This window comes from Pseudomonas sp. Gutcm_11s, assembly GCF_028649395.1.
Taxonomy (GTDB): domain Bacteria; phylum Pseudomonadota; class Gammaproteobacteria; order Pseudomonadales; family Pseudomonadaceae; genus Aquipseudomonas.
Genome location: NZ_JAQSUW010000011.1, coordinates 282,802 through 301,666, shown reverse-complemented (window position 1 = coordinate 301,666; position 18,865 = coordinate 282,802). Strand labels below are relative to the sequence as shown.

The window sequence follows — 18,865 nt, the reverse complement described above, 5'->3', positions numbered from 1 at the left end:
ACTAGAATTACCGTCATGAACGCCCGCCGCCTGCTCCTCGCCCTGATCCTGCTGACGCTTCTCGCGTTCACCTGGCAGTGGCTGCGCCCAGCGCACGAGACGCCACAGGTGGCGACTCCGGACGGGGTGATCCGCCTCAAAGGCCACACCATCACCCCGCTGCAACCTTTCCAGCTCGAAGCCCTGGTGCTCGGCCGCGAAGACTATCTCTTCGACCGCGGCGCCAAGGTCTCGCCCACCGACCTGGCGCTGGGCTGGGGCCCCATGGCCGACCCGCAAGTGCTGGCCCGCATCGACATCAGCCAGGGCAACCGCTGGTATCGCTGGCGTACCGACGACTTCCCGATCCCCCGCCGTGACATCGAAACGCACAGCGCCAACATGCACCTGATTCCCGCCGACAAGACCGTGGCCCGGGCGCTGGAGCGCATCGAGCCCGGCCAGCGCATCAGCCTGGCCGGGCAACTGGTACGGGTCGATGGTGACGACGGTTTCCTCTGGCAGAGCTCGCTGACCCGCGATGACATCGGCCAGGGCGCCTGCGAGCTGATCTGGGTGCAGAGCCTCAACGCACTGGACTAAACGAAACGGCACTTCCCGACGCTTGCACTTGTCATAACGCCGGTATTCACTTCAGCAGTCCTTTGCCAAGGAATCAGGCCATGCTCCGTTTCGCCTCCTGCGCTGCCGCTCTCGGCGGCCTGTTGTTCGCTGCGTCCGCCATGGCGGCCGACATCGATATCGCCAGCTATGGCTACCCGCTGGCCAACCCCTTCGAGGCGACCATCGCCGGCACCCCACCCGAGCTGCGGCCCGAACTGCCTAGCGATGACGACATCGACCAGGCCGACTACGAGCTCAAGCTGCGCCCCGAACGCGAATTCGAGCTGCCGGACAACTTCTGGCCGGTGACCAAGCTGCGCTACCGCCTGGCCAAGCAGAAAGGCCAAGCGCCGCTGATCTTCATCATCTCCGGCACCGGCGCCAGCTATGCCAGCGGCAAGACCGACGAGCTCAAGCGCCTGTTCTACGGCGCTGGCTACCACGTCGTGCAGCTGTCCTCACCGACCAGCTACGACTTCATGAGCGCCGCATCGCGCACCGCCACCCCTGGCCTGTCGCGTCAGGATGCCGAGGACCTGTACCGGGTGATGATGGCCGTGCGCGCACAGCAGCCGGACCTCGACGTCAGCGAGTACCACCTCACCGGCTACAGCCTGGGGGCACTCAACGCGGCCTTCGTCAGCGAGCTGGACGAGCAGCTGCGCAGCTTCAACTTCAAGCGCGTGCTGCTGCTCAATCCCCCGGTCAGCCTGTACACCTCGGTGAGCAACCTGGACCGTCTGGTGCAGACACGGGTCAAGGGCGTCGACGACAGCACCAACTACTTCGAACTGATCCTCGCCAAGCTCACGCGCTACTTCGAAGAGAAGGGCCATATCGACATGAACGAGGCCATGCTCTACGACTTCCAGCAGTCCGGGCAGAAGCTCAGCAACGAGCAGCTGGCGATGCTGATCGGCAGCTCGTTCCGCTTCTCGGTGTCGGACATGGCCTTCACCGCCGACCTGATCAACCGCCGCGGCCTGATCACCCCGCGCAGCTATCCGATCAGCGAGGGCACCAGTCTCACGCCCTTCTTCAAGCGCGCACTGCAGTGCGACTTCGACTGCTACATCGTCGAGCAGCTGCTGCCCTACTGGCGCAAGAAATACGACGGCGGCAGCCTGCTCCAACTGAACGACCAGGTGAGCCTGTACGCCCTGGAGAGCTACCTCAAGAAGAGTCCCAAGGTGGCGGTAATGCATAACGCCGACGACCTGATTCTCGGCCCCGGCGACCTCGGTTTCCTGCGCCGCACCTTCGGCGAGCGCCTGACCGTCTACCCGCGCGGCGGGCACTGCGGCAACCTCAATTACCGCGTCAACAGCGACGCCATGCTGGAGTTCTTCCGTGGCTAAGTACCTGTTCCCGCTCGCCCTGTTGCTCGCCGCCAGCCTGGCCCAGGCCGACGAACACGTTGCCGACGCGGACGGCTTCACCAACCCCATGCAGCAGCTGCAGTTCAACCCTTACCTGGACCAGCGCGAGTTCGAGCGCTCGACCCTCGACGCCCTGCACGTCTACGACCCCTGGGAGTCGTGGAACCGCCGGGTCTACCACTTCAACTACCGCTTCGACGAATGGGTGTTCCTGCCGGTGGTGCGCGGCTATCGCTACGTCACCCCGGGCTTCGTGCGCAGCGGCGTGAGCAATTTCTTCGGCAACCTGGGCGATGTACCCAACCTGCTCAACAGCCTGCTGCAGTTCAAGGGCAAGCGCTCGCTGCAGACCACCGGGCGCCTGCTGGTCAACACCACGGTCGGTATCGCCGGCCTGTGGGACCCGGCCAGCCGCATCGGCCTGCCCAAGCAGAGCGAGGACTTCGGCCAGACCCTGGGCTTCTACGGCGTGCCGGACGGCCCCTACGTCATGCTGCCGCTGCTCGGCCCGTCCAACCTGCGCGACACCGGCGGCAAGGTGTTCGACTTCGTCGCCGAGAACCAGATCAACTACCTCAACGTCGCCGAGGTCAGCAGCGATCACCCCGAAATCACCGTGCTCAAGGTGGTGGACACGCGCCATACCACCAACTTCCGCTACGGCCAGCTGAACAGCCCCTTCGAGTACGAAAAGGTGCGCTACGTGTATCGCGAGTCGCGCAAGCTGCAGATCGCAGAGTGATCGATTTATACGATACATAAGCCGTAAAACTCGCAACCATTAATTCAATCAGCAGGAATAACATGGGCACATTCCAGATACGGAGGTGCCCCATGACCCAGTTCCGCCAAGTCCTCGCCCAGCACATCGGCCAGCCCGCCTCGGACGGCGCCGGCGTACGTCTGACTCGCGTCATCGGTGGCGCCGGCATCGAACGCTTCGATCCCTTCCTGATGCTCGACGAGTTCGGCTCGGAGAACCCGGACGACTACATCGCCGGCTTCCCGCCGCACCCGCACCGCGGCTTCGAGACCATCACCTACATGCTCGAAGGGCGCATGCGCCACGAGGACCACATGGGTAATGTCGGCCTGCTGGACAGCGGCGGCGTGCAATGGATGACCGCCGCCCGCGGCATCATCCATAGCGAGATGCCGGAGCAGGAAGAAGGCGTGATGCGCGGCTTCCAGCTGTGGCTCAACCTGCCGGCCAAGGACAAGCTGGGCGACGCCGGCTACCGCGACTATGCCCCGCAGGAGATCCCGCGCCTGACGACCGAGGGCGGCGTTGGCGTGACCGTGATCGCCGGCCACTTCGACGACGGCCATGTCCAGCAGGCTGGCGCCGTGCAGCGCCCGCACACCGCGCCGCAGCTGTTCGACCTGCACCTGCCGGCGGGCAGCCGCCTGGCGCCGCGCCTGGCCGATGGCCAGCGGGTGATGCTGTATGTCTACGAGGGCGAGCTGGCGGTCAACGGCCACACCGTTGGCCAGAGCCGCCTGGCGCGCCTGTCGGACAGCGGCGCCATCGAGATGGGCAGTACCGGCGGCGCGCGTGTCCTATTGATCGCTGGTACACCGCTGAACGAGCCGATCGTGCAGTACGGTCCCTTCGTGATGAACAGCCGCGAGGAGATCGAGCAGGCGCTGCGCGACTTCCGCGATGATCGCCTGACTGCCTGAGAAGCAGCACGAAGCGCTGCCCAATCAAAAGCCGGTTCGGATGCTCGTTTACCCCTGGTGAACTACGCATCCCTGCCGGCTTTTTTCTTGCGGGTTTCCTGGCCAATCAGCGCGCGGAGAGCACCGGCGCCTCTTCGGTAGCCGCCTCGGCATGGCCGAGGAAGCGGCACAGGGCGCCCTTCTGCGCCATGGCGTCCTGGTAACCCAGCTCGATCAGCTCGTTGCAGTAGCCCGGTTCGAACAGCAGGTAGCTGAGCACCCCGGCGCCGCTGGCGCGGGTCGCTCCCGGACCGCGCAGGAAGAAGCGCATGGCCTTGGGCAATTCGTGGCGATGGCGCGCGGCGATCTGGTCCAGCGGCTGGCTCGGCGAAATCACCAGCACCTCCACCGGCTTCAGACCCAGACCACGCGGATGCAAGCCGGAAGGCACCAGGCGGCTCATATGGTTGAGCCGTTCCAGGGTCTCGATGTCGCCTTCCAGGCTGTCGATGAAGGTGCTGTTGAGCATGTGCCCACTGATCTGCGCCAGGGTCGGCGGCAGGCCGCTGCGCGGACGCACCACCTGCTGGTTGACACCCTTGCCCAGCGGATTGCCACTCACCCCCACCACCAGCACGCGGTTGGCGCCCAGGTGCAACGCGGGGCTGATCGGCGCCGACTGGCGCACCGCGCCGTCGCCGAAGTACTCGCGGTTGATCTTCACCGGCGGGAAGATCAGCGGAATCGCCGCACTGGCCAACAGGTGCTCCAGGCTCAGGCGGGTCGGCACGCCGACGCGGCGGTGGCGGAACCAGGGATCGATGGTGGCGCGCCCCTGGTAGAAGGTCACCGCCTGGCCGCTCTCGTAGCCGAAGGCACTCACCGCCACCGCGCGCAACTGGCGCATGCGCACCGCCGCGGCGATGCCGGAGAAATCCAGTTCGCGACCGAGCAGGCGGCCCAGTGGCGAGCTGTCGAGCAGCGCCACCGGCAGATCCTTGCCCATGCCCAGCAGGCTGTGGCCGAAGAAACGCCCGGCCTGGCGTAGCACGCCGGACCAGTCGCTGCGATATACGTCGTTGCAGTGGAAGGCCTGCCAGACCTGATTCAGACGCTGCACCGCGCTGGCGAAATGCAGGGCGCCGCAGGCCAGGCCGACGGCGTTGATGGCACCGGCCGAGGTGCCGACGATGACCGGGAAAGGGTTACGACAGGAGTCGCCGAGCAGGTCGGCGATCGCCGCCAGCACGCCTACCTGATAGGCCGCTCGCGCCCCGCCGCCGGAGAGGATCAGCCCGGTAACGGGCTTGGCTACATCTACTGCTTCGGTCATGGGCGCTTCCGCTTTTTTCTAGCGAGTATAGGGGCCCGCTACTTCTTGCGCTTGTACAGCCTGGGCTCGCCCTCGGGCCGGGTCTTGAAGCGCCGATGCGCCCACAGGTATTGCTCGGGGCAGGCACTCACCGCCTGTTCGATCCACTGGTTGATGCGCAGGCAATCGGCCTCTTCACTCTCACCGGGGAAGTCCGCCAGCGGCGGATGGACCACCAGACGGTAGCCGGAACCATCGGCCAGGCGCTCCTGGGTGAAGGGCACCACGCGGGCCTTGCCCAGGCGAGCGAACTTGGTGGTGGCCGTCACGGTGGCTGCGGTGACGCCGAAAAGTGGCACAAAGATGCTCTGCTTGGGGCCGTAGTCCTGGTCCGGCGCATACCAGATGGCACGGCCGGCGCGCAGCACCTTGAGCATCGCGCGAATGTCCTCGCGCTCGATGGCGCTGGCGTCCTGGTTGTGGCGCTCGCGACCGCGACGCTGGACGAAGTCGAACAGCGGGTTCTTGTGTTCGCGGTACATGCCGTCGATGGTCTGGCGCTGGCCGAGCAGCGCCGCGCCGATCTCCAGCGTGGTGAAGTGCAGGGCCATGAGGATCACCCCCTGCCCTTCGCGCTGGGCCTGCTGCAGGTGCTCCAGCCCCTCGATATGCGCCAGCTTGGCCAGCCGCGCCCTGGGCCACCACCAGCTCATGGCCATCTCGAAGAAGGCGATACCGGTGGAGGCGAAGTTGTCACGCAGCAGACGCTCGCGCTCGGCCTCGCTCAGTTGCGGGAAGCACAGCTCCAGGTTGCGGCGCGCGATATGCCGGCGCGAGCCGGCCACACGGTACATCAACGCGCCCAGGCCACGCCCCAGCACCAGCAGCACCCGGTATGGCAGCTGCACGATCAGCCACAGCAGCCCCAGGCCGAACCACAGGGCCCAGAAACGCGGGTGAAGGAATGAGGCGCGAAATTGCGGGCGATCCATGAATGATTCCGGGCAAGCGAGAAAACCCGGCATTTTACAGAAGTCCGCTCGGCTTGCGGCGCTGCGGGCTTATCGTTATAAGTCGTGCCCATTCAATGCAGTGGGCAGACCATGAGCCAAGCCGATCTCCTCGACCAAGACCCCGTGTTCCAGCTCAAGGGCAGCATGCTCGCCATCACCGTGCTGGAACTGGCGCACAACGACCTGGAGCGCCTGGACCGGCAACTGGCCGACAAGGTGGCGCAGGCGCCCAACTTCTTCCAGAACATCCCGCTGGTCCTGGCCCTGGACAAGCTGCCGGAAGGCGAAGGCGAGCTCGACCTGGCCAAGCTGATGGAACTCTGCCGCAGCCACGGCCTGCGCACCCTTGCCATTCGCGCCAGCCGCGAGGACGACATCGCCGCCGCCGACGCCCTCGACATCCCGGTCCTGCCGCCCTCCGGTGCGCGGGAGAAGCTGGTCGAGCCGGTGGAATCGCGCAAGAAGGAAGAAAAACCAGCCGAACCGCAGTACAAGCCGACCAAGATCATCACCAGCGCGGTGCGCGGCGGCCAGCAGATCTACGCCCAGGGCGGCGACCTGGTGGTGATGGCGCCGGTCAGTGCCGGTGCGGAACTTCTCGCCGACGGCAATATCCATGTGTACGGCCCGCTGCGCGGGCGCGCGCTGGCCGGCGTCAAGGGTGACGCCAAGGCACGTATCTTCTGCCAGCAAATGGGCGCCGAAATGCTCTCCGTGGCCGGCCAGTACAAGACCGCAGAAGAGCTGCGCCGCGATCCTCTATGGGGCCAATCGGTGCAGGTCAGCCTGTCGGGTGACGTGTTGAACATCACCCGCCTTTAACGGATACTGCGGCCAATTTTCAGGGACCAGAAGGGCATCCGGAAGCCAGTATTTTCGGCTCGGAATTGCCCTCTTTTCATACACTTGGGGTAAATCACCTTGGCCAAGATCCTCGTAGTCACTTCCGGCAAGGGCGGCGTGGGCAAAACCACCACCAGCGCCGCCATCGGCACCGGCCTCGCCCTGCGTGGCCACAAGACCGTCATCGTCGACTTCGACGTGGGCCTGCGTAACCTGGACCTGATCATGGGTTGCGAGCGCCGCGTGGTGTACGACTTCGTCAACGTGATCAACGGCGAAGCGACCCTGACCCAGGCCCTGATCAAGGACAAGCGCCTCGAGAACCTGTACGTGCTGGCCGCCAGCCAGACCCGTGACAAGGATGCGCTGACCAAAGAAGGCGTGGGCAAGGTCATCGAAGAGCTGTCGCAGAACTTCGAATACGTGATCTGCGACTCCCCGGCCGGCATCGAGACCGGCGCGCACATGGCCATGTACTTCGCCGACGAGGCCATCGTCGTGACCAACCCGGAAGTTTCCTCGGTACGCGACTCCGACCGCATGCTCGGCCTGCTGGCCAGCAAGTCGCGCCGTGCCGAACAAGGCCAGGAGCCGATCCGCGAGCGCCTGCTGCTGACCCGCTACAACCCGGAGCGCGTCACCAAGGGCGAAATGCTCGGCGTGGAAGACGTCGAGGAGATCCTCGCCATCAACCTGCTGGGCGTGATCCCCGAGTCCCAGGCTGTGCTCAAGGCTTCCAACCAGGGCGTGCCGGTCATCCTCGATGACCAGAGCGACGCGGGCCAGGCCTACAGCGACGCCGTCGACCGCCTGCTCGGCAAGGAAGTGCCGCACCGCTTCCTCGACGTGCAGAAGAAAGGACTCATGCAACGCCTGTTTGGAGCGCGCTAATGAATATTTTCGACTTCTTTCGTGAACGCAAAAAGGAAACCCCTGCGTCGATCGCGAAAGAGCGTCTGTCGATCATCGTCGCCCACGAGCGCGGCCAGCGCAGCCAGCCGGACTACCTGCCGGAACTGCAGAAAGAGCTGGTCGAGGTGATCCGCAAGTACGTCAAGATCGAGCAGGACCAGGTGCACGTGGCGCTGGAAAACCAGGGCAGCTGCTCCATCCTGGAACTCAACATCACCCTGCCGGATCGTTGATCGGCGCTGGGTAAGCACGACGGCGGCCTCGGCCGCCGTCGTCATTTGTGGAAACGCCATGCCGCTGTCGAATATCCAGATCCTCCACCAGGACGATGCCCTGCTGGTGATCAACAAGCCCACCCTGCTGCTCTCGGTGCCCGGTCGTGCCGAGGACAACAAGGACTGCCTGGTGACCCGCCTGCAGGAAAACGGCTACCCCGAAGCGCGCATCGTGCATCGCCTGGACTGGGAAACCTCCGGCATCATCGTGCTGGCCCGCGATGCGGACAGCCACCGAGAGCTATCCCGCCAGTTCCACGACCGCGAGACCGAGAAGGCCTACACCGCCCTGTGCTGGGGCCAGCCGGAGCTGGACAGCGGCAGCATCGACCTGCCCCTGCGCTACGACCCGCCGACCAAGCCGCGCCACGTGGTCGACCACGAACAGGGCAAGCACGCCCTGACCTTCTGGAAGGTGCTGGAGCGCTGCGGCGACTGGGCCCGCGTGGAGCTGACGCCGATCACCGGCCGCTCGCACCAGTTGCGCGTGCACATGCTCTCCATTGGTCATCCGCTGCTCGGCGATGGCCTGTACGCCCACGAACAGGCCCTGGCCGCATGGCCGCGCCTGTGCCTGCATGCCAGCATGCTCAGCCTGACCCATCCCACCAGCGGTCAGCGCATGCGCTTCGAGTGTCCCGCACCATTCTGAGAGCCGGGACCCTACGGCGATTGGCGCCAGTGCGATAAACTCGCGCCATCGCTGTCCGGAGTCCGTTATGCGCGCAGAGCTGAACCAGGGCCTGATCGATTTTCTCAAGGCCTCGCCCACCCCCTTCCACGCCACCCGCAGCCTGGCCAAGCGCCTGCATGCCGCCGGCTTCCGTCCGCTGGACGAGCGCGAGCCCTGGTATACCGAGCCGGGCGGGCGCTACTACGTGACGCGCAACGACTCCTCGATCATCGCCTTCCGCCTGGGCAACCGCGCGCCGCTGGAAGGCGGTATGCGCCTGGTCGGCGCGCACACCGACAGCCCGTGCCTGCGCGTCAAACCGCAGCCCGAACTGCAGCGCCACGGTTTCTTCCAGCTCGGCGTGGAAGTCTACGGCGGCGCCCTCCTCGCCCCCTGGTTCGACCGCGACCTGTCGCTGGCCGGCCGCGTGACCTTCCGCGAAGGCGGCAAAGTGCAGAGCCTGCTGATCGACTTCCAGCAGCCAATCGCCGTGATCCCCAACCTGGCCATCCACCTCAACCGCGAGGCCAACCAGGGCTGGGCGATCAATGCACAGAACGAGCTGCCACCGATTCTCGCCCAGGTCAGCGGCGACGAGCGCGCCGACTTCCGCGCGCTGCTCGCCGACCGCCTGGCCGAGGAGCACGGCATCAGCGCCGACGCGGTGCTGGACTACGAGCTGAGCTTCTACGACACCCAGGGCGCGGCCGTCATCGGTCTCAGCCAGGACTTCATCGCCGGCGCGCGCCTGGACAACCTGCTGTCCTGCTACGCCGGCCTGCAGGCACTGATCGAGGCCGAAGGCGACGAGACCTGCGTGCTGGTCTGCACCGACCACGAGGAGATCGGCTCCTGCTCCGCCTGCGGCGCCGACGGCCCGTTCCTCGAGCAGGTACTGCGCCGCGTGCTGCCGGAAGGCGACGCCTTCGTGCGCATCATCCAGAAATCCCTGCTGGTATCGGCCGACAACGCCCATGGCGTGCACCCCAACTACGCCGACAAGCACGATGGCAACCATGGCCCGAAGCTCAACGCCGGCCCGGTGATCAAGGTCAACAGCAACCAGCGCTACGCCACCAACAGCGAGACCGCCGGATTCTTCCGCTACCTGTGCCTGGCCGAGGAAGTGCCGGTGCAGAGCTTCGTGGTGCGCAGCGACATGGGCTGCGGCTCGACCATCGGCCCGATCACCGCCAGCCAGCTGGGCGTGCGCACCGTGGATATCGGCCTGCCGACCTTCGCCATGCACTCCATCCGCGAGCTAGCCGGCAGCCATGACCTGGCCCACCTGGTGCGCGTGCTGAGCGCCTTCTACGCCAGCGCCGAGCTGGCCTGATCCGATCGGGGGCATGACGCCCCCGCCTCTCATAACGCCCAGGAGGTGGCCTGATGGCCCTGGCGATCTTCGATCTCGATGAAACCCTGATTCACGGTGACTGCGCCTCGATCTGGGCAGCCCACATGGCCGACCTCGGCTGGGTCGACCGCGACTCGTTCGTACCCCGCGAGCAGGAACTGATGGCGCTCTACAGCGACGGCCAGCTGTCGATGGAGGACTACATGACCTTCACCTTGGCGCCGCTGGTAGGCCGCACTCCGGAAGAGGTGGAGTTCGTCGTCGGTCCCTTCGTCGAGGACCTGATCGAGCCGATAATCTTCAGCGATGCCATGCGCTGTCTGGCCGCCCACCGCGCCGCTGGCGACCGTCTGCTGGTGATCTCCGCCTCGGCCCATTTCCTGGTCAGCGCTATCGCCGAACGCCTCGGCATCGAGGAAGTGCTGGCCATCGACTGCGAACTGCAGCATGGCTGCTACAGCGGCAAGACCAGCGGCGTGCTGACCTACCGCGAGGGCAAGGTCGCCCGCCTGCAGGACTGGCTCCAGGCCGAGGGTGAGAGCCTCGACGGCGCGCACTTCTATTCGGACTCGCGCAATGACCTGCCGCTGCTGTCGCTGGTGGCCAACCCGCACGCGGTCAACCCGGATCAGATCCTGCGCGAGCACGCCGAGCGCGAGGGCTGGGACATCCTCGCCTGGCGCTGACTCAGACCAGGCTGTCGTCGACCAGCAGCACCAGCTTGCCCGCCACCTGGTTGCTGGCCAGCTCGGCGAAGGCGGCCTCGGCATCACCACGCGCATAGGCGCGCTCCAGCTGCGGCTTCAGGCGCCCCTCGGCGAACAGCGGCCAGACATGCTGTTGCAGGCTGGCCAGCAGTTCGGCCTTGAACTGCTCGTCGCGGTTACGCAGGGTCGAGCCGGTCAGCTGGATGCGCTTGCCGAGCAGCACAGCCATGTTCAGGTTCGCGTTGCTGCCACCCATCAGACCGATGTTCACCCAGCGCCCGTCGAGCGCCAGCAACTGCTGATTGAGCTCGGCGTAGCTGGCGCCTACCGGATCGAGAATGACATCGAAGGGGCCGAAATCGCGCAGACTCTCCAGCCCATCGCCGCGAATCGCCCCGCCCTGCGCACCCAGCCCTTCGCAATAGGCCAGGCGCTCAGCGGAACCGACGCTGACCCAGCAAGGGTTGCCGAACGCCTTGCACAACTGGATCGCAGCCGAGCCCACGCCGCTGGCACCGGCATGCAGCAGCACCTTCTCACCGGGTTTCAACGCAGCCAGCTCGAACAGGTTGAGCCAGGCAGTGGCGTACACCTCGGGCAGCGCCGCTGCCTCGGCAAGCGACAATCCTTCTGGCACCGGCAGGGCATGGCGGGCATCGACCACCACCTCCTCGGCCATGCCACCGCCAGCCAGCAGCGCGCAAACGCGCTCGCCGACCTTCCAATGGCTGCCGGCGCCCGACTCCACTACCACGCCGGAACATTCCAGGCCGAGGATGTCGCTGGCCCCTGGTGGCGGCGGGTAATGTCCGGCGCGCTGCAACAGGTCGGCGCGGTTCAACCCGGCCGCCGCCACCCGAATCCGGACCTGGCCCACATCGCAGACAGGAGCCGGCCGCTCGCCCCACTCCAACTGCCCCTCGACGCCTTGCAATGCCTTCATGCTGCCTCCATAGTGAGTGAGACCCCGGCATAGACAGCACGCGGCTTTGCGCCTGATGCCGGGCTTTTGCATTTTGTCGCCTGGCCCGAACGGAACCCGGCGCTCTACTAGACGGCCTAATATGCGTTATCACCTGCCTTCGCGTCGAACCAACATGCAGCGTTTCCTCCCCGCTACCGCCCTGGCCCTGTTACTCGGCCTGCACGCCCTGCCCGCCGCCGCCAAGGCCGCCGCGGAGAACTGGGCCTACCTGCAACCGGATCGCGAGCAGGTGATCGCCAGCCTCAACGTGGTCGAGCTGCTCAAGCGCCACCACTACAACAAGCCGCCACTCGATGACGCCCGCTCGGCGAAGATCTACGAGGGCTACCTGAAGATGCTCGACCCGGCGCGCAGCTACTTCACCGCCGCCGACATCGCCCAGTTCGACCGCTGGCAGAAGAAGTTCGACGACCTGCTCAAGAGCGGCGACCTGGAACCCGGCTTCGTCATCTACCGCACCTACCTGCAACGCGCCGAGGAACGCCTCGACTACGTCGACTCGCTGCTCAAGGCCGGCGTCGACAAGTTCGACTTCAATGCCGACGAGAGCCTGCTGGTGGACCGCGAGAAGGCCCCCTGGGTCAAGGACAAGGCCGAGCTGGACGACCTCTGGCGCAAGCGTGTGAAGGACGAGGTGCTGCGCCTGAAGATCGCCGGCAAGGAACCCAAGGACATCCAGGACCTGCTGCAGAAGCGCTACAACAACCAGCGCAAGCGCCTCGAGCAGACCCGCGGCGAAGACGTGTTCCAGGCCTACATCAACGCCTTCGCACAGACCTACGACCCGCACACCAACTACCTCTCCCCGGACAACGCGGAGAACTTCGACATCAACATGAGTCTGTCGCTGGAAGGCATCGGTGCCGTCCTGCAGACCGACAACGAATACGTCAAGGTGGTGCGCCTGGTTCCGGCCGGCCCTGCCGAGAAGAGCAAGCAGGTCGCGCCGGCCGACAAGATCATCGGCGTGGCCCAAGGTGACAAGGACATGGTCGACGTGATCGGCTGGCGCCTGGACGAAGTGGTCAAGCTGATTCGCGGACCGAAAGGCTCCAAGGTACGCCTGGAGGTGATCCCGGCCAGCAACGCACCCAACGATCAGACCAGCAAGGTGGTCACCATCGTCCGCGAAGCGGTCAAGCTGGAGGAGCAAGCGGCGCAGAAGTCGGTGCTCAAGCTGCAGCACGAGGGTCGCGAGTACAAGCTCGGCGTGATCAAGGTCCCGGCCTTCTACCTCGACTTCAAGGCCTACCGCGCCCAGGACCCGAACTACAAGAGCACCACCCGAGACGTGAAGCGCCTGCTGGGTGAGCTGAAGCAGGAGAAAGTCGACGGCGTAGTGATCGACCTGCGCGACAACGGCGGCGGCTCCCTACAGGAAGCCACCGAGCTGACCGGCCTGTTCATCGACCAGGGCCCGACCGTGCTGGTCCGCAACAGCGACGGCCGCGTCGACGTGCTGGCCGACGAGGAGCCCGGCGTGTTCTACAACGGCCCGATGGCCGTGCTGGTGGATCGCCTGTCCGCTTCCGCCTCGGAGATCTTCGCCGGTGCCATGCAGGACTACCATCGCGCACTGATCCTCGGTGGCCAGACCTTCGGCAAGGGCACCGTGCAGACCATCCAGCCGCTCAACCATGGCGAGCTGAAGCTGACCCTGGCCAAGTTCTACCGGGTTTCCGGGCAGAGCACCCAACACCAGGGCGTACTGCCGGACATCGCCTACCCCAACATCGTGGACACCAAGCAGATCGGCGAGAGCGCCCTGCCCGAGGCCATGCCGTGGGACAGCATCAAGCCGGCGGTAAATCCGGACAGCAACCCCTACAAGCCGTTCCTCTCCGAGCTGAAGGCACGTCATGAGTCGCGCACCGCGAGCAACCCGGACTTCGTCTTCACCCGCGAGCGCCTGGCTCTAGCACAGAAGCTGATGGCCGAGACCAGCGTCAGCCTCAACGAGCAGGCGCGCCGCAGCCAGCATGCCGATATCGAGGCCAAGCAACTGGCGTTGGAAAACGCCAAGCGCAAGGCCAAGGGCGAAGAGCTGCTCAAGGAAATCAAGGACGAGGACGAAGACGCGGCGCCGGTCGAGCCGGAGAAGACCAAGCCGGAAGACGACGCCTACCTGACCGAGAGCGGCCACATCCTGCTCGACTACCTAGGCCTGGAAGCTCGCGTAGCCAAGCACTAACGCCTGAGCGTAATCAAACAGTCATCGGACTGTCGTGAAATAGGGGCCGGTAGCGATACCGGCCCCTTTTCTTTTGGCAGAACGAGACACCCCCATGACCGTCACCGAGCAGTTGAGCGCTCTGGAATCCATCCTCGCTCACGGCGACCTGCACAGTCTGTTCCAGCCCATCATCAGCCTCTCCGAGCGACGCATCCTCGGTTACGAGGCGCTGACCCGCGGTCCGTCCAACAGCTCCCTGCACGCCCCTATCGCCCTGTTCAGCGTGGCCCGCAACGCCGGCCGCCTGAGCGAACTAGAACTCAGCGCCCGCAAGTGCGCCCTGCGCCGCTTCCGCGACCAGCAACTCGGCGGCAAGCTGTTCCTCAACGTATCACCGGAGTCGCTGCTGGAAGCCAGCCACCAGCCCGGGCGCACCCTGCGCCTACTGCAGGAGTTCGGCATCTCGCCGGACCGGGTGGTGATCGAGCTCACCGAGCAAGCACCGATCGACGACTTCGCCCTGCTCGATACCGCCCTGCACCACTACCGCGCCATGGGCTTCTCCATCGCCCTGGATGACCTCGGCGCCGGCTACTCGAGCCTGCGCCTGTGGTCCGAGTTGCGCCCCGATTACGTGAAGATCGACCGCCACTTCATCGACGGCATCCACCAGGACGCAGTGAAGCGCGAGTTCGTCGATTCAATCCTGAAGATGGCCAAGGCTTCCCGCGCTCAGGTGATCGCCGAGGGCATCGAGCTGGCCGAGGAGCTGGCGACCCTGGTCGAGATGGGCGTCGATCTGGTCCAGGGCTACCTGCTGTGCCGTCCGCAGGAACAGCCACCGCGCGATGCGCAGAAGCTGCTGCCACGCCTGGACAGCCCGAACACACCGCTGAGCGAAGACGGCGGTGATCTCTCCGCACTGCTCAACGAGCAGCCGGCGGTGACCAGCGCCACCCCCATCGCCGTGGTACTGGAAGCCTTCCGCGCCCAGGCCAACCTCAACTCGCTGACGGTGCTGGATGACCACGAGCAGCCGGTCGGCATCGTCCATCGCCACTCGCTGTCCGATGCGCTGCTGAAGCCGTTCGCCACCGATCTGTTCGCGCGCAAGCCGATCAGCCGCCTGATGAGCAGCGACTTCCTCGCCGTGGACATCGGCCAATCGCTGCAGCAGGTCAGCCGCCTGCTCACCAGCCGCGCCCGGCAGCGCATGGAGGAAGATTTCATCATCACCTGCCAGGGGCGTTATCGCGGCCTGGGCCGGGTCATCGACGTGCTCCGCTTGATCACCGAACTGCGCATCCAGCAGGCTCGCCACGCCAACCCGCTGACCCTGCTGCCCGGTAACGTGCCGATCCAGCAGTGCCTCGGCCGCCTGCTGCAGCAGGGCCGCGAGGCAGCGGTGTGCTATGTGGATATCGACAGCTTCAAGCCGTTCAACGACCTCTACGGCTACGCCCGTGGCGACGAGGTTCTGCTGTGCCTGGCGCAGTGTTTGAACGAGAGGGTCGACCCCAGCCGCGACTTCGTCGGCCACATCGGCGGCGACGACTTCCTCTTGGTGCTGGGCCCGGACAACTGGCGCGAGCGGCTCAACCAGCTACTGGAAGACTTCCAGGCGCAATGCCGGCGCTTCTATCGCGAGGAGCACCTGCAGGCCGGCTGTTTCGTCAGCCACAACCGCCAGGGCAAGCGCGAGGAATTCCCGCTGCTGTCGCTCTCCATTGGAGTAGTGCATCTGCATCCGCAAAACTGCGCGCAGCTGGATGCCAGCCAACTGGCCGGCCTGGCCTCAGAGGCCAAGCGCCACGCCAAGAATGTGCCCGGCTACAGCCTGCACATCCTCGATACGCTCAGCCTCTCGGCTTGAAGCCGAGGGTCTCTGCCCGCTGGGCCAGCGCATCGGCCCGGACTGGATCTGGAGACAACCCAGGCCCGCCCTCGCGATACAGCTGGGCCAGGCGCTGCGCCGCCAATGGATGGTCAGCATCGGCCGCCATCTGCCACCAGCGCGCGGCCTCGGCGGCATCCGGCGCCTGCCGACTGTCGCCGGCAAGGCACTGCACGCCGAGCTGGTAGGCCGACTTGCCATCGCCACCCTGCGCCGCCAGACGCAGCAGGCGCAGCCCCTCTTCTCGAGCGCCGAAGCCCTGACCGCGAAACAGCAGGATGTGGCCGTAGAAACTCTGCGCAGGCACATGCCCAAGCGCAGCCATGCGCGCGTACTGGCCCTGCATCCAGTGCCAGGCCCGAGGCTGCTGCATCAGCCAGCGCCAGTGGAACAGGCGCCGCGCCAACCAGTAGCCCAGGCGCGCACGCAGGCGCCAGAGCATCATGGTTCCTCGGGGTAGCTGAACTCGAAGACCCGGGCCACCTCTGCCGCATGCCAGGAGGCTGCAGCGATACCGTCGGAAGGACCGGAGAAACGCCCCAGGCGCGCCACGCACTCGAAGAAGCCGATACGTGGCAGGCGGCTGGCCCCCTGGCTGATCACCAGAGCGCTGCGCAGTGGCCGCTCGGCGCGGGCGTCGAGGGCGGCCAGATGTTCGAGGGCGGCAGTCAGAGTCTGCATGGCCGGCGTGGGCAGCTGCAGGCGCTCGACGAGCGCACGGTAGGTCAGCAGGTGGCGTTGGCGGCGGGCATCCTCCAGCTCACCGAGCAGAGCCTGCCAATGCTGGCGCTGGATACGCACGCTCACGACGGCTGCTCCCACCCACCGATTTCCAGCACATGCGCCAGCGAACGCTGGATGGCGCTGTCCGGCTCACGCTCGCCGGTCTCGATCAGATTCAGGTAGTGCGGGCTGATGCCCACGGCGCGGGCCAGATCGCCCTGGGACATGCCCTTGGCCTCGCGCAGGCTGGCCAGTTGGTCGAACCGCGAACTAGGTTTCGAGGCCGGCGCGGCGGCGGTTGCCGGCATCTGGCCGGCTGCCTTCAGCAGTGCCTGGTACTCGGCCCAGGGCAGCACGGCGTACTCCGCTTCGCCATCGCGCGTGATCACTTGCACACTCATACAGCTCTCCGTGGACAACAGTGCCGAGACACTCGGCACCTCCCTTGCTGGCGCTCATCTTAACAGCGCGGATAGCTGCAGAGCGTGACCCATGCTGACTCGTCAGACAAGAGTCGGCAGCAGCCAGGGAGATGCATTGGAGCGCCACGAGGAGAGCGCCCCAGCACGACTACGAACAGCAATCAGGGAACAGGCAGTGCTTCCACCTGTTTGAGAGCCTCGGGCGACTGCGCCTCGCGCCAGGCGCGATAGGCATCCAGCTCGCCCTCCCAGGTGCGCAGCACCCAGGCCAGCACCGCCAGGTCGTCCAGCAGGCCCACGCCGAGCAGCCAGTCCGGCGCCATGTCCAGTGGCATCACGAAGTACACCAACGCCGCCACGACCGCGATCAGCGCCTGGCTGCCGATGGCTCGATACTCACCGCGCCACCAGGCGGCGCAGAGTCCCTGCAACAGACTCAGATCACCGCGCAAGCGGGCGAAGCGTGCACCACCCTCGCCTTTTCGAGCGACCGCCAATAGCAACGCAGGCAGTCGACCACGCGCCAGAATCCGCTGTGCCAGACGAAGGTAACGCACACCATTGCCGGGAAAAGTCATCGCTCAAACTCCGCTATTGCCCATGCCTGCTGGGCTGCATTCAGTTATCCACCATAGCTGTGGATAACCCTGTGAACAGTTCTTTGATGCCTCGAGCAAACGCCCACCACATGCGGCTCCGCTACAGATCGGGCACTTTTTGCTCACATGCAAAAAACCATATAAATCAGCTGGTTACGATATGAGCATTGCTCAGGAAAGCTGTAACACGCGGAACAGGAAAAGTAACCGGCGCAATGTGCATAACCGTAACACCACAACCACTGTCACCTTCGTTCAGACCGACCAGTCGCCCCCCTGGTTCTACAAACGAAAACGCCCCGGCGAGCGGGGCGTTCTGTATAGCGACAGGTGTTACTGAGCGGGAGCAGCCGGATCCTTGATGGCCAGCAGTTCCAGATCGAACACCAGTACCGAGTTGGCTGGAATCGCCGGGCTCGGACTCTGCGCGCCATAGGCCAGCTCGCTGGGGATGTACAGCTTGTACTTCTCGCCTACGTGCATCAGTTGCAGGCCTTCGACCCAACCCGGGATCACGCCGCTGACCGGCAGATCGATCGGGCTGCCACGCTCGACCGAGCTGTCGAACACGGTACCGTCGGTGAGCTTGCCCTCGTAGTGCACGGTCACCACGTCGGCGGCTTTCGGCTGAGCGCCATCGGCCTTCTTGATCACTTCATACTGCAGGCCGGAGGCGGTGGTCACCACGCCTTCCTTCTTGCCGTTTTCCTCGAGGAACTTCTTGCCGGCCTGGGCCGATTCCTCGTTGAGCTTGGCCATGCGCTCCTCGGCGCGCTTCTGCAGGAAGGCGAAGGCCTCGGCCAGCTCCTCGTCCTTCAGCTTCTGCTCTTTCTTGCCGATGGCATCCTCGATGCCCATGGCCACGGCCTTGGAGTCCAGGTCAGCCAGGCCTTCCTGGGACAGGCTCTTGCCCATGTTCAGACCGATGCCGTAGGAAGCCTTCTGCGCCGGGGTCTTGAGTTCCACTTCGCTGGTTTGTGCATCGCAACCGGCCAGAACCAGGCCGACCAGGGCAACCGCCGCAGCAAGACGATGTTGTTTCATGCTTGTTCCTTGTAGAAGCCACGAAGGGCAGAAAGAGAGGGCGAGCTTAGCAGCACGCAACGAGCAATGGCTATGGCACAGTAGGAGCCGCGAAAAGCGGATAAGTTCAGCGATTGCGGGGCATATCGAGGAGGGTTTTGCCTGCGCGTGAAAAATCGCGGGCAAAAAAAAACGACCTTTCGGTCGTTTTCTTCAAGCCTCGGTCTTCAGTCTAACCAAGGCTTTATATATGGCGCAGCGGACGGGACTCGAACCCGCGACCCCCGGCGTGACAGGCCGGTATTCTAAC

20 protein-coding genes are annotated in these 18,865 nt (G+C 65.3%); 12 read left to right on the top strand and 8 right to left on the bottom strand.

Translation table 11 applies throughout. From position 1 onward, the window contains the following. Positions 1 to 15: 15 nt before the first annotated feature. The 4 genes from PTT45_RS08235 to PTT45_RS08220 all read left to right on the top strand — a co-directional run bounded on the left by PTT45_RS08235 (position 16) and on the right by PTT45_RS08220 (position 3,665). Positions 16 to 582 (top strand): hypothetical protein, encoded by a 567-nt coding sequence (locus tag PTT45_RS08235; RefSeq protein WP_273812602.1) that lies wholly within the window; start codon positions 16 to 18, stop codon positions 580 to 582. Positions 583 to 662: 80 nt separating this feature from the next. Further along, the gene (locus PTT45_RS08230) at positions 663 to 1,961 is read left to right on the top strand and encodes a serine/threonine protein kinase (protein ID WP_273812601.1); all 1,299 of its coding nucleotides are present in this window, start codon (positions 663 to 665) and stop codon (positions 1,959 to 1,961) included. Next, positions 1,954 to 2,724, top strand: coding sequence for an MlaA family lipoprotein (locus PTT45_RS08225; RefSeq protein ID WP_273812600.1), 771 nt, complete (start codon positions 1,954 to 1,956; stop codon positions 2,722 to 2,724). The genes PTT45_RS08230 and PTT45_RS08225 overlap by 8 nt, the downstream gene beginning before the upstream one ends. Before the next feature lie 92 nt (positions 2,725 to 2,816). Further along, on the top strand, positions 2,817 to 3,665 hold the full coding sequence (locus PTT45_RS08220; RefSeq protein ID WP_273812599.1) for a pirin family protein: 849 nt from the start codon (positions 2,817 to 2,819) through the stop codon (positions 3,663 to 3,665). 106 nt (positions 3,666 to 3,771) lie between these two features. Here the strand turns inward: PTT45_RS08220 and PTT45_RS08215 are convergent, their stop codons facing one another. Next, entirely contained in the window at positions 3,772 to 4,977 is a 1,206-nt protein-coding gene (locus PTT45_RS08215; protein ID WP_273812598.1) for a patatin-like phospholipase family protein, read from the bottom strand. Between the two features lie 38 nt (positions 4,978 to 5,015). Then, on the bottom strand, positions 5,016 to 5,948 hold the full coding sequence (locus PTT45_RS08210) for a lipid A biosynthesis lauroyl acyltransferase (RefSeq protein ID WP_273812597.1): 933 nt from the start codon (positions 5,946 to 5,948) through the stop codon (positions 5,016 to 5,018). 111 nt (positions 5,949 to 6,059) lie between these two features. Between PTT45_RS08210 and minC the strand changes: the two genes are divergently transcribed. From minC to PTT45_RS08180, 6 genes are all read left to right on the top strand, one after another. Further along, positions 6,060 to 6,791, top strand: a complete 732-nt coding sequence (gene minC, locus PTT45_RS08205; RefSeq protein ID WP_273812596.1) for a septum site-determining protein MinC — start codon at positions 6,060 to 6,062, stop codon at positions 6,789 to 6,791. A 99-nt stretch (positions 6,792 to 6,890) separates the two neighbouring features. Then, entirely contained in the window at positions 6,891 to 7,703 is an 813-nt protein-coding gene (gene minD / locus PTT45_RS08200; RefSeq protein WP_043309451.1) for a septum site-determining protein MinD, read from the top strand. Next, positions 7,703 to 7,957, top strand: a complete 255-nt coding sequence (minE, locus tag PTT45_RS08195) for a cell division topological specificity factor MinE (protein ID WP_043309452.1) — start codon at positions 7,703 to 7,705, stop codon at positions 7,955 to 7,957. Before minD ends, minE begins: the two co-directional genes overlap by 1 nt. A 58-nt stretch (positions 7,958 to 8,015) precedes the next feature. After that, positions 8,016 to 8,651 carry an RluA family pseudouridine synthase gene (locus PTT45_RS08190; RefSeq protein WP_273812595.1) on the top strand — a complete coding sequence of 212 codons (636 nt, stop codon included), beginning with the start codon at positions 8,016 to 8,018 and terminating at the stop codon, positions 8,649 to 8,651. 67 nt (positions 8,652 to 8,718) lie between these two features. After that, entirely contained in the window at positions 8,719 to 10,008 is a 1,290-nt protein-coding gene (locus PTT45_RS08185; protein ID WP_273812594.1) for a M18 family aminopeptidase, read from the top strand. Between the two features lie 53 nt (positions 10,009 to 10,061). Continuing rightward, positions 10,062 to 10,715: an HAD family hydrolase gene (locus PTT45_RS08180; protein ID WP_273812593.1), complete on the top strand. Its 654-nt coding sequence runs from the start codon at positions 10,062 to 10,064 to the stop codon at positions 10,713 to 10,715. A 1-nt stretch (position 10,716) separates the two neighbouring features. Here the strand turns inward: PTT45_RS08180 and PTT45_RS08175 are convergent, their stop codons facing one another. After that, on the bottom strand, positions 10,717 to 11,679 hold the full coding sequence (locus tag PTT45_RS08175; RefSeq protein WP_273812592.1) for an NAD(P)H-quinone oxidoreductase: 963 nt from the start codon (positions 11,677 to 11,679) through the stop codon (positions 10,717 to 10,719). Between the two features lie 154 nt (positions 11,680 to 11,833). On the opposite strand from PTT45_RS08175, the gene PTT45_RS08170 reads away from it, so the two are divergent. Both PTT45_RS08170 and PTT45_RS08165 read left to right on the top strand, forming a co-directional pair. Then, complete coding sequence (locus PTT45_RS08170) at positions 11,834 to 13,912, top strand: carboxy terminal-processing peptidase (RefSeq protein WP_273812591.1); 2,079 nt, start codon at positions 11,834 to 11,836, stop codon at positions 13,910 to 13,912. A 94-nt stretch (positions 13,913 to 14,006) separates the two neighbouring features. Continuing rightward, positions 14,007 to 15,767 (top strand): bifunctional diguanylate cyclase/phosphodiesterase, encoded by a 1,761-nt coding sequence (locus PTT45_RS08165; RefSeq protein ID WP_273812590.1) that lies wholly within the window; start codon positions 14,007 to 14,009, stop codon positions 15,765 to 15,767. Here the strand turns inward: PTT45_RS08165 and PTT45_RS08160 are convergent. From PTT45_RS08160 to PTT45_RS08140, 5 genes are all read right to left on the bottom strand, one after another. Further along, complete coding sequence (locus tag PTT45_RS08160) at positions 15,751 to 16,230, bottom strand: tetratricopeptide repeat protein (protein ID WP_273812806.1); 480 nt, start codon at positions 16,228 to 16,230, stop codon at positions 15,751 to 15,753. The genes PTT45_RS08165 and PTT45_RS08160 overlap by 17 nt on opposite strands. After that, on the bottom strand, positions 16,230 to 16,595 hold the full coding sequence (locus tag PTT45_RS08155; protein ID WP_043309460.1) for a hypothetical protein: 366 nt from the start codon (positions 16,593 to 16,595) through the stop codon (positions 16,230 to 16,232). Before PTT45_RS08155 ends, PTT45_RS08160 begins: the two co-directional genes overlap by 1 nt. Next, positions 16,592 to 16,912 (bottom strand): helix-turn-helix domain-containing protein, encoded by a 321-nt coding sequence (locus tag PTT45_RS08150; RefSeq protein ID WP_273812589.1) that lies wholly within the window; start codon positions 16,910 to 16,912, stop codon positions 16,592 to 16,594. The genes PTT45_RS08155 and PTT45_RS08150 overlap by 4 nt, the downstream gene beginning before the upstream one ends. A 182-nt stretch (positions 16,913 to 17,094) precedes the next feature. Continuing rightward, the gene (locus PTT45_RS08145) at positions 17,095 to 17,511 is read right to left on the bottom strand and encodes a YkvA family protein (RefSeq protein ID WP_273812588.1); all 417 of its coding nucleotides are present in this window, start codon (positions 17,509 to 17,511) and stop codon (positions 17,095 to 17,097) included. Between the two features lie 354 nt (positions 17,512 to 17,865). Next, positions 17,866 to 18,576, bottom strand: a complete 711-nt coding sequence (locus PTT45_RS08140; protein WP_273812587.1) for an FKBP-type peptidyl-prolyl cis-trans isomerase — start codon at positions 18,574 to 18,576, stop codon at positions 17,866 to 17,868. Positions 18,577 to 18,865: the final 289 nt, after the last annotated feature.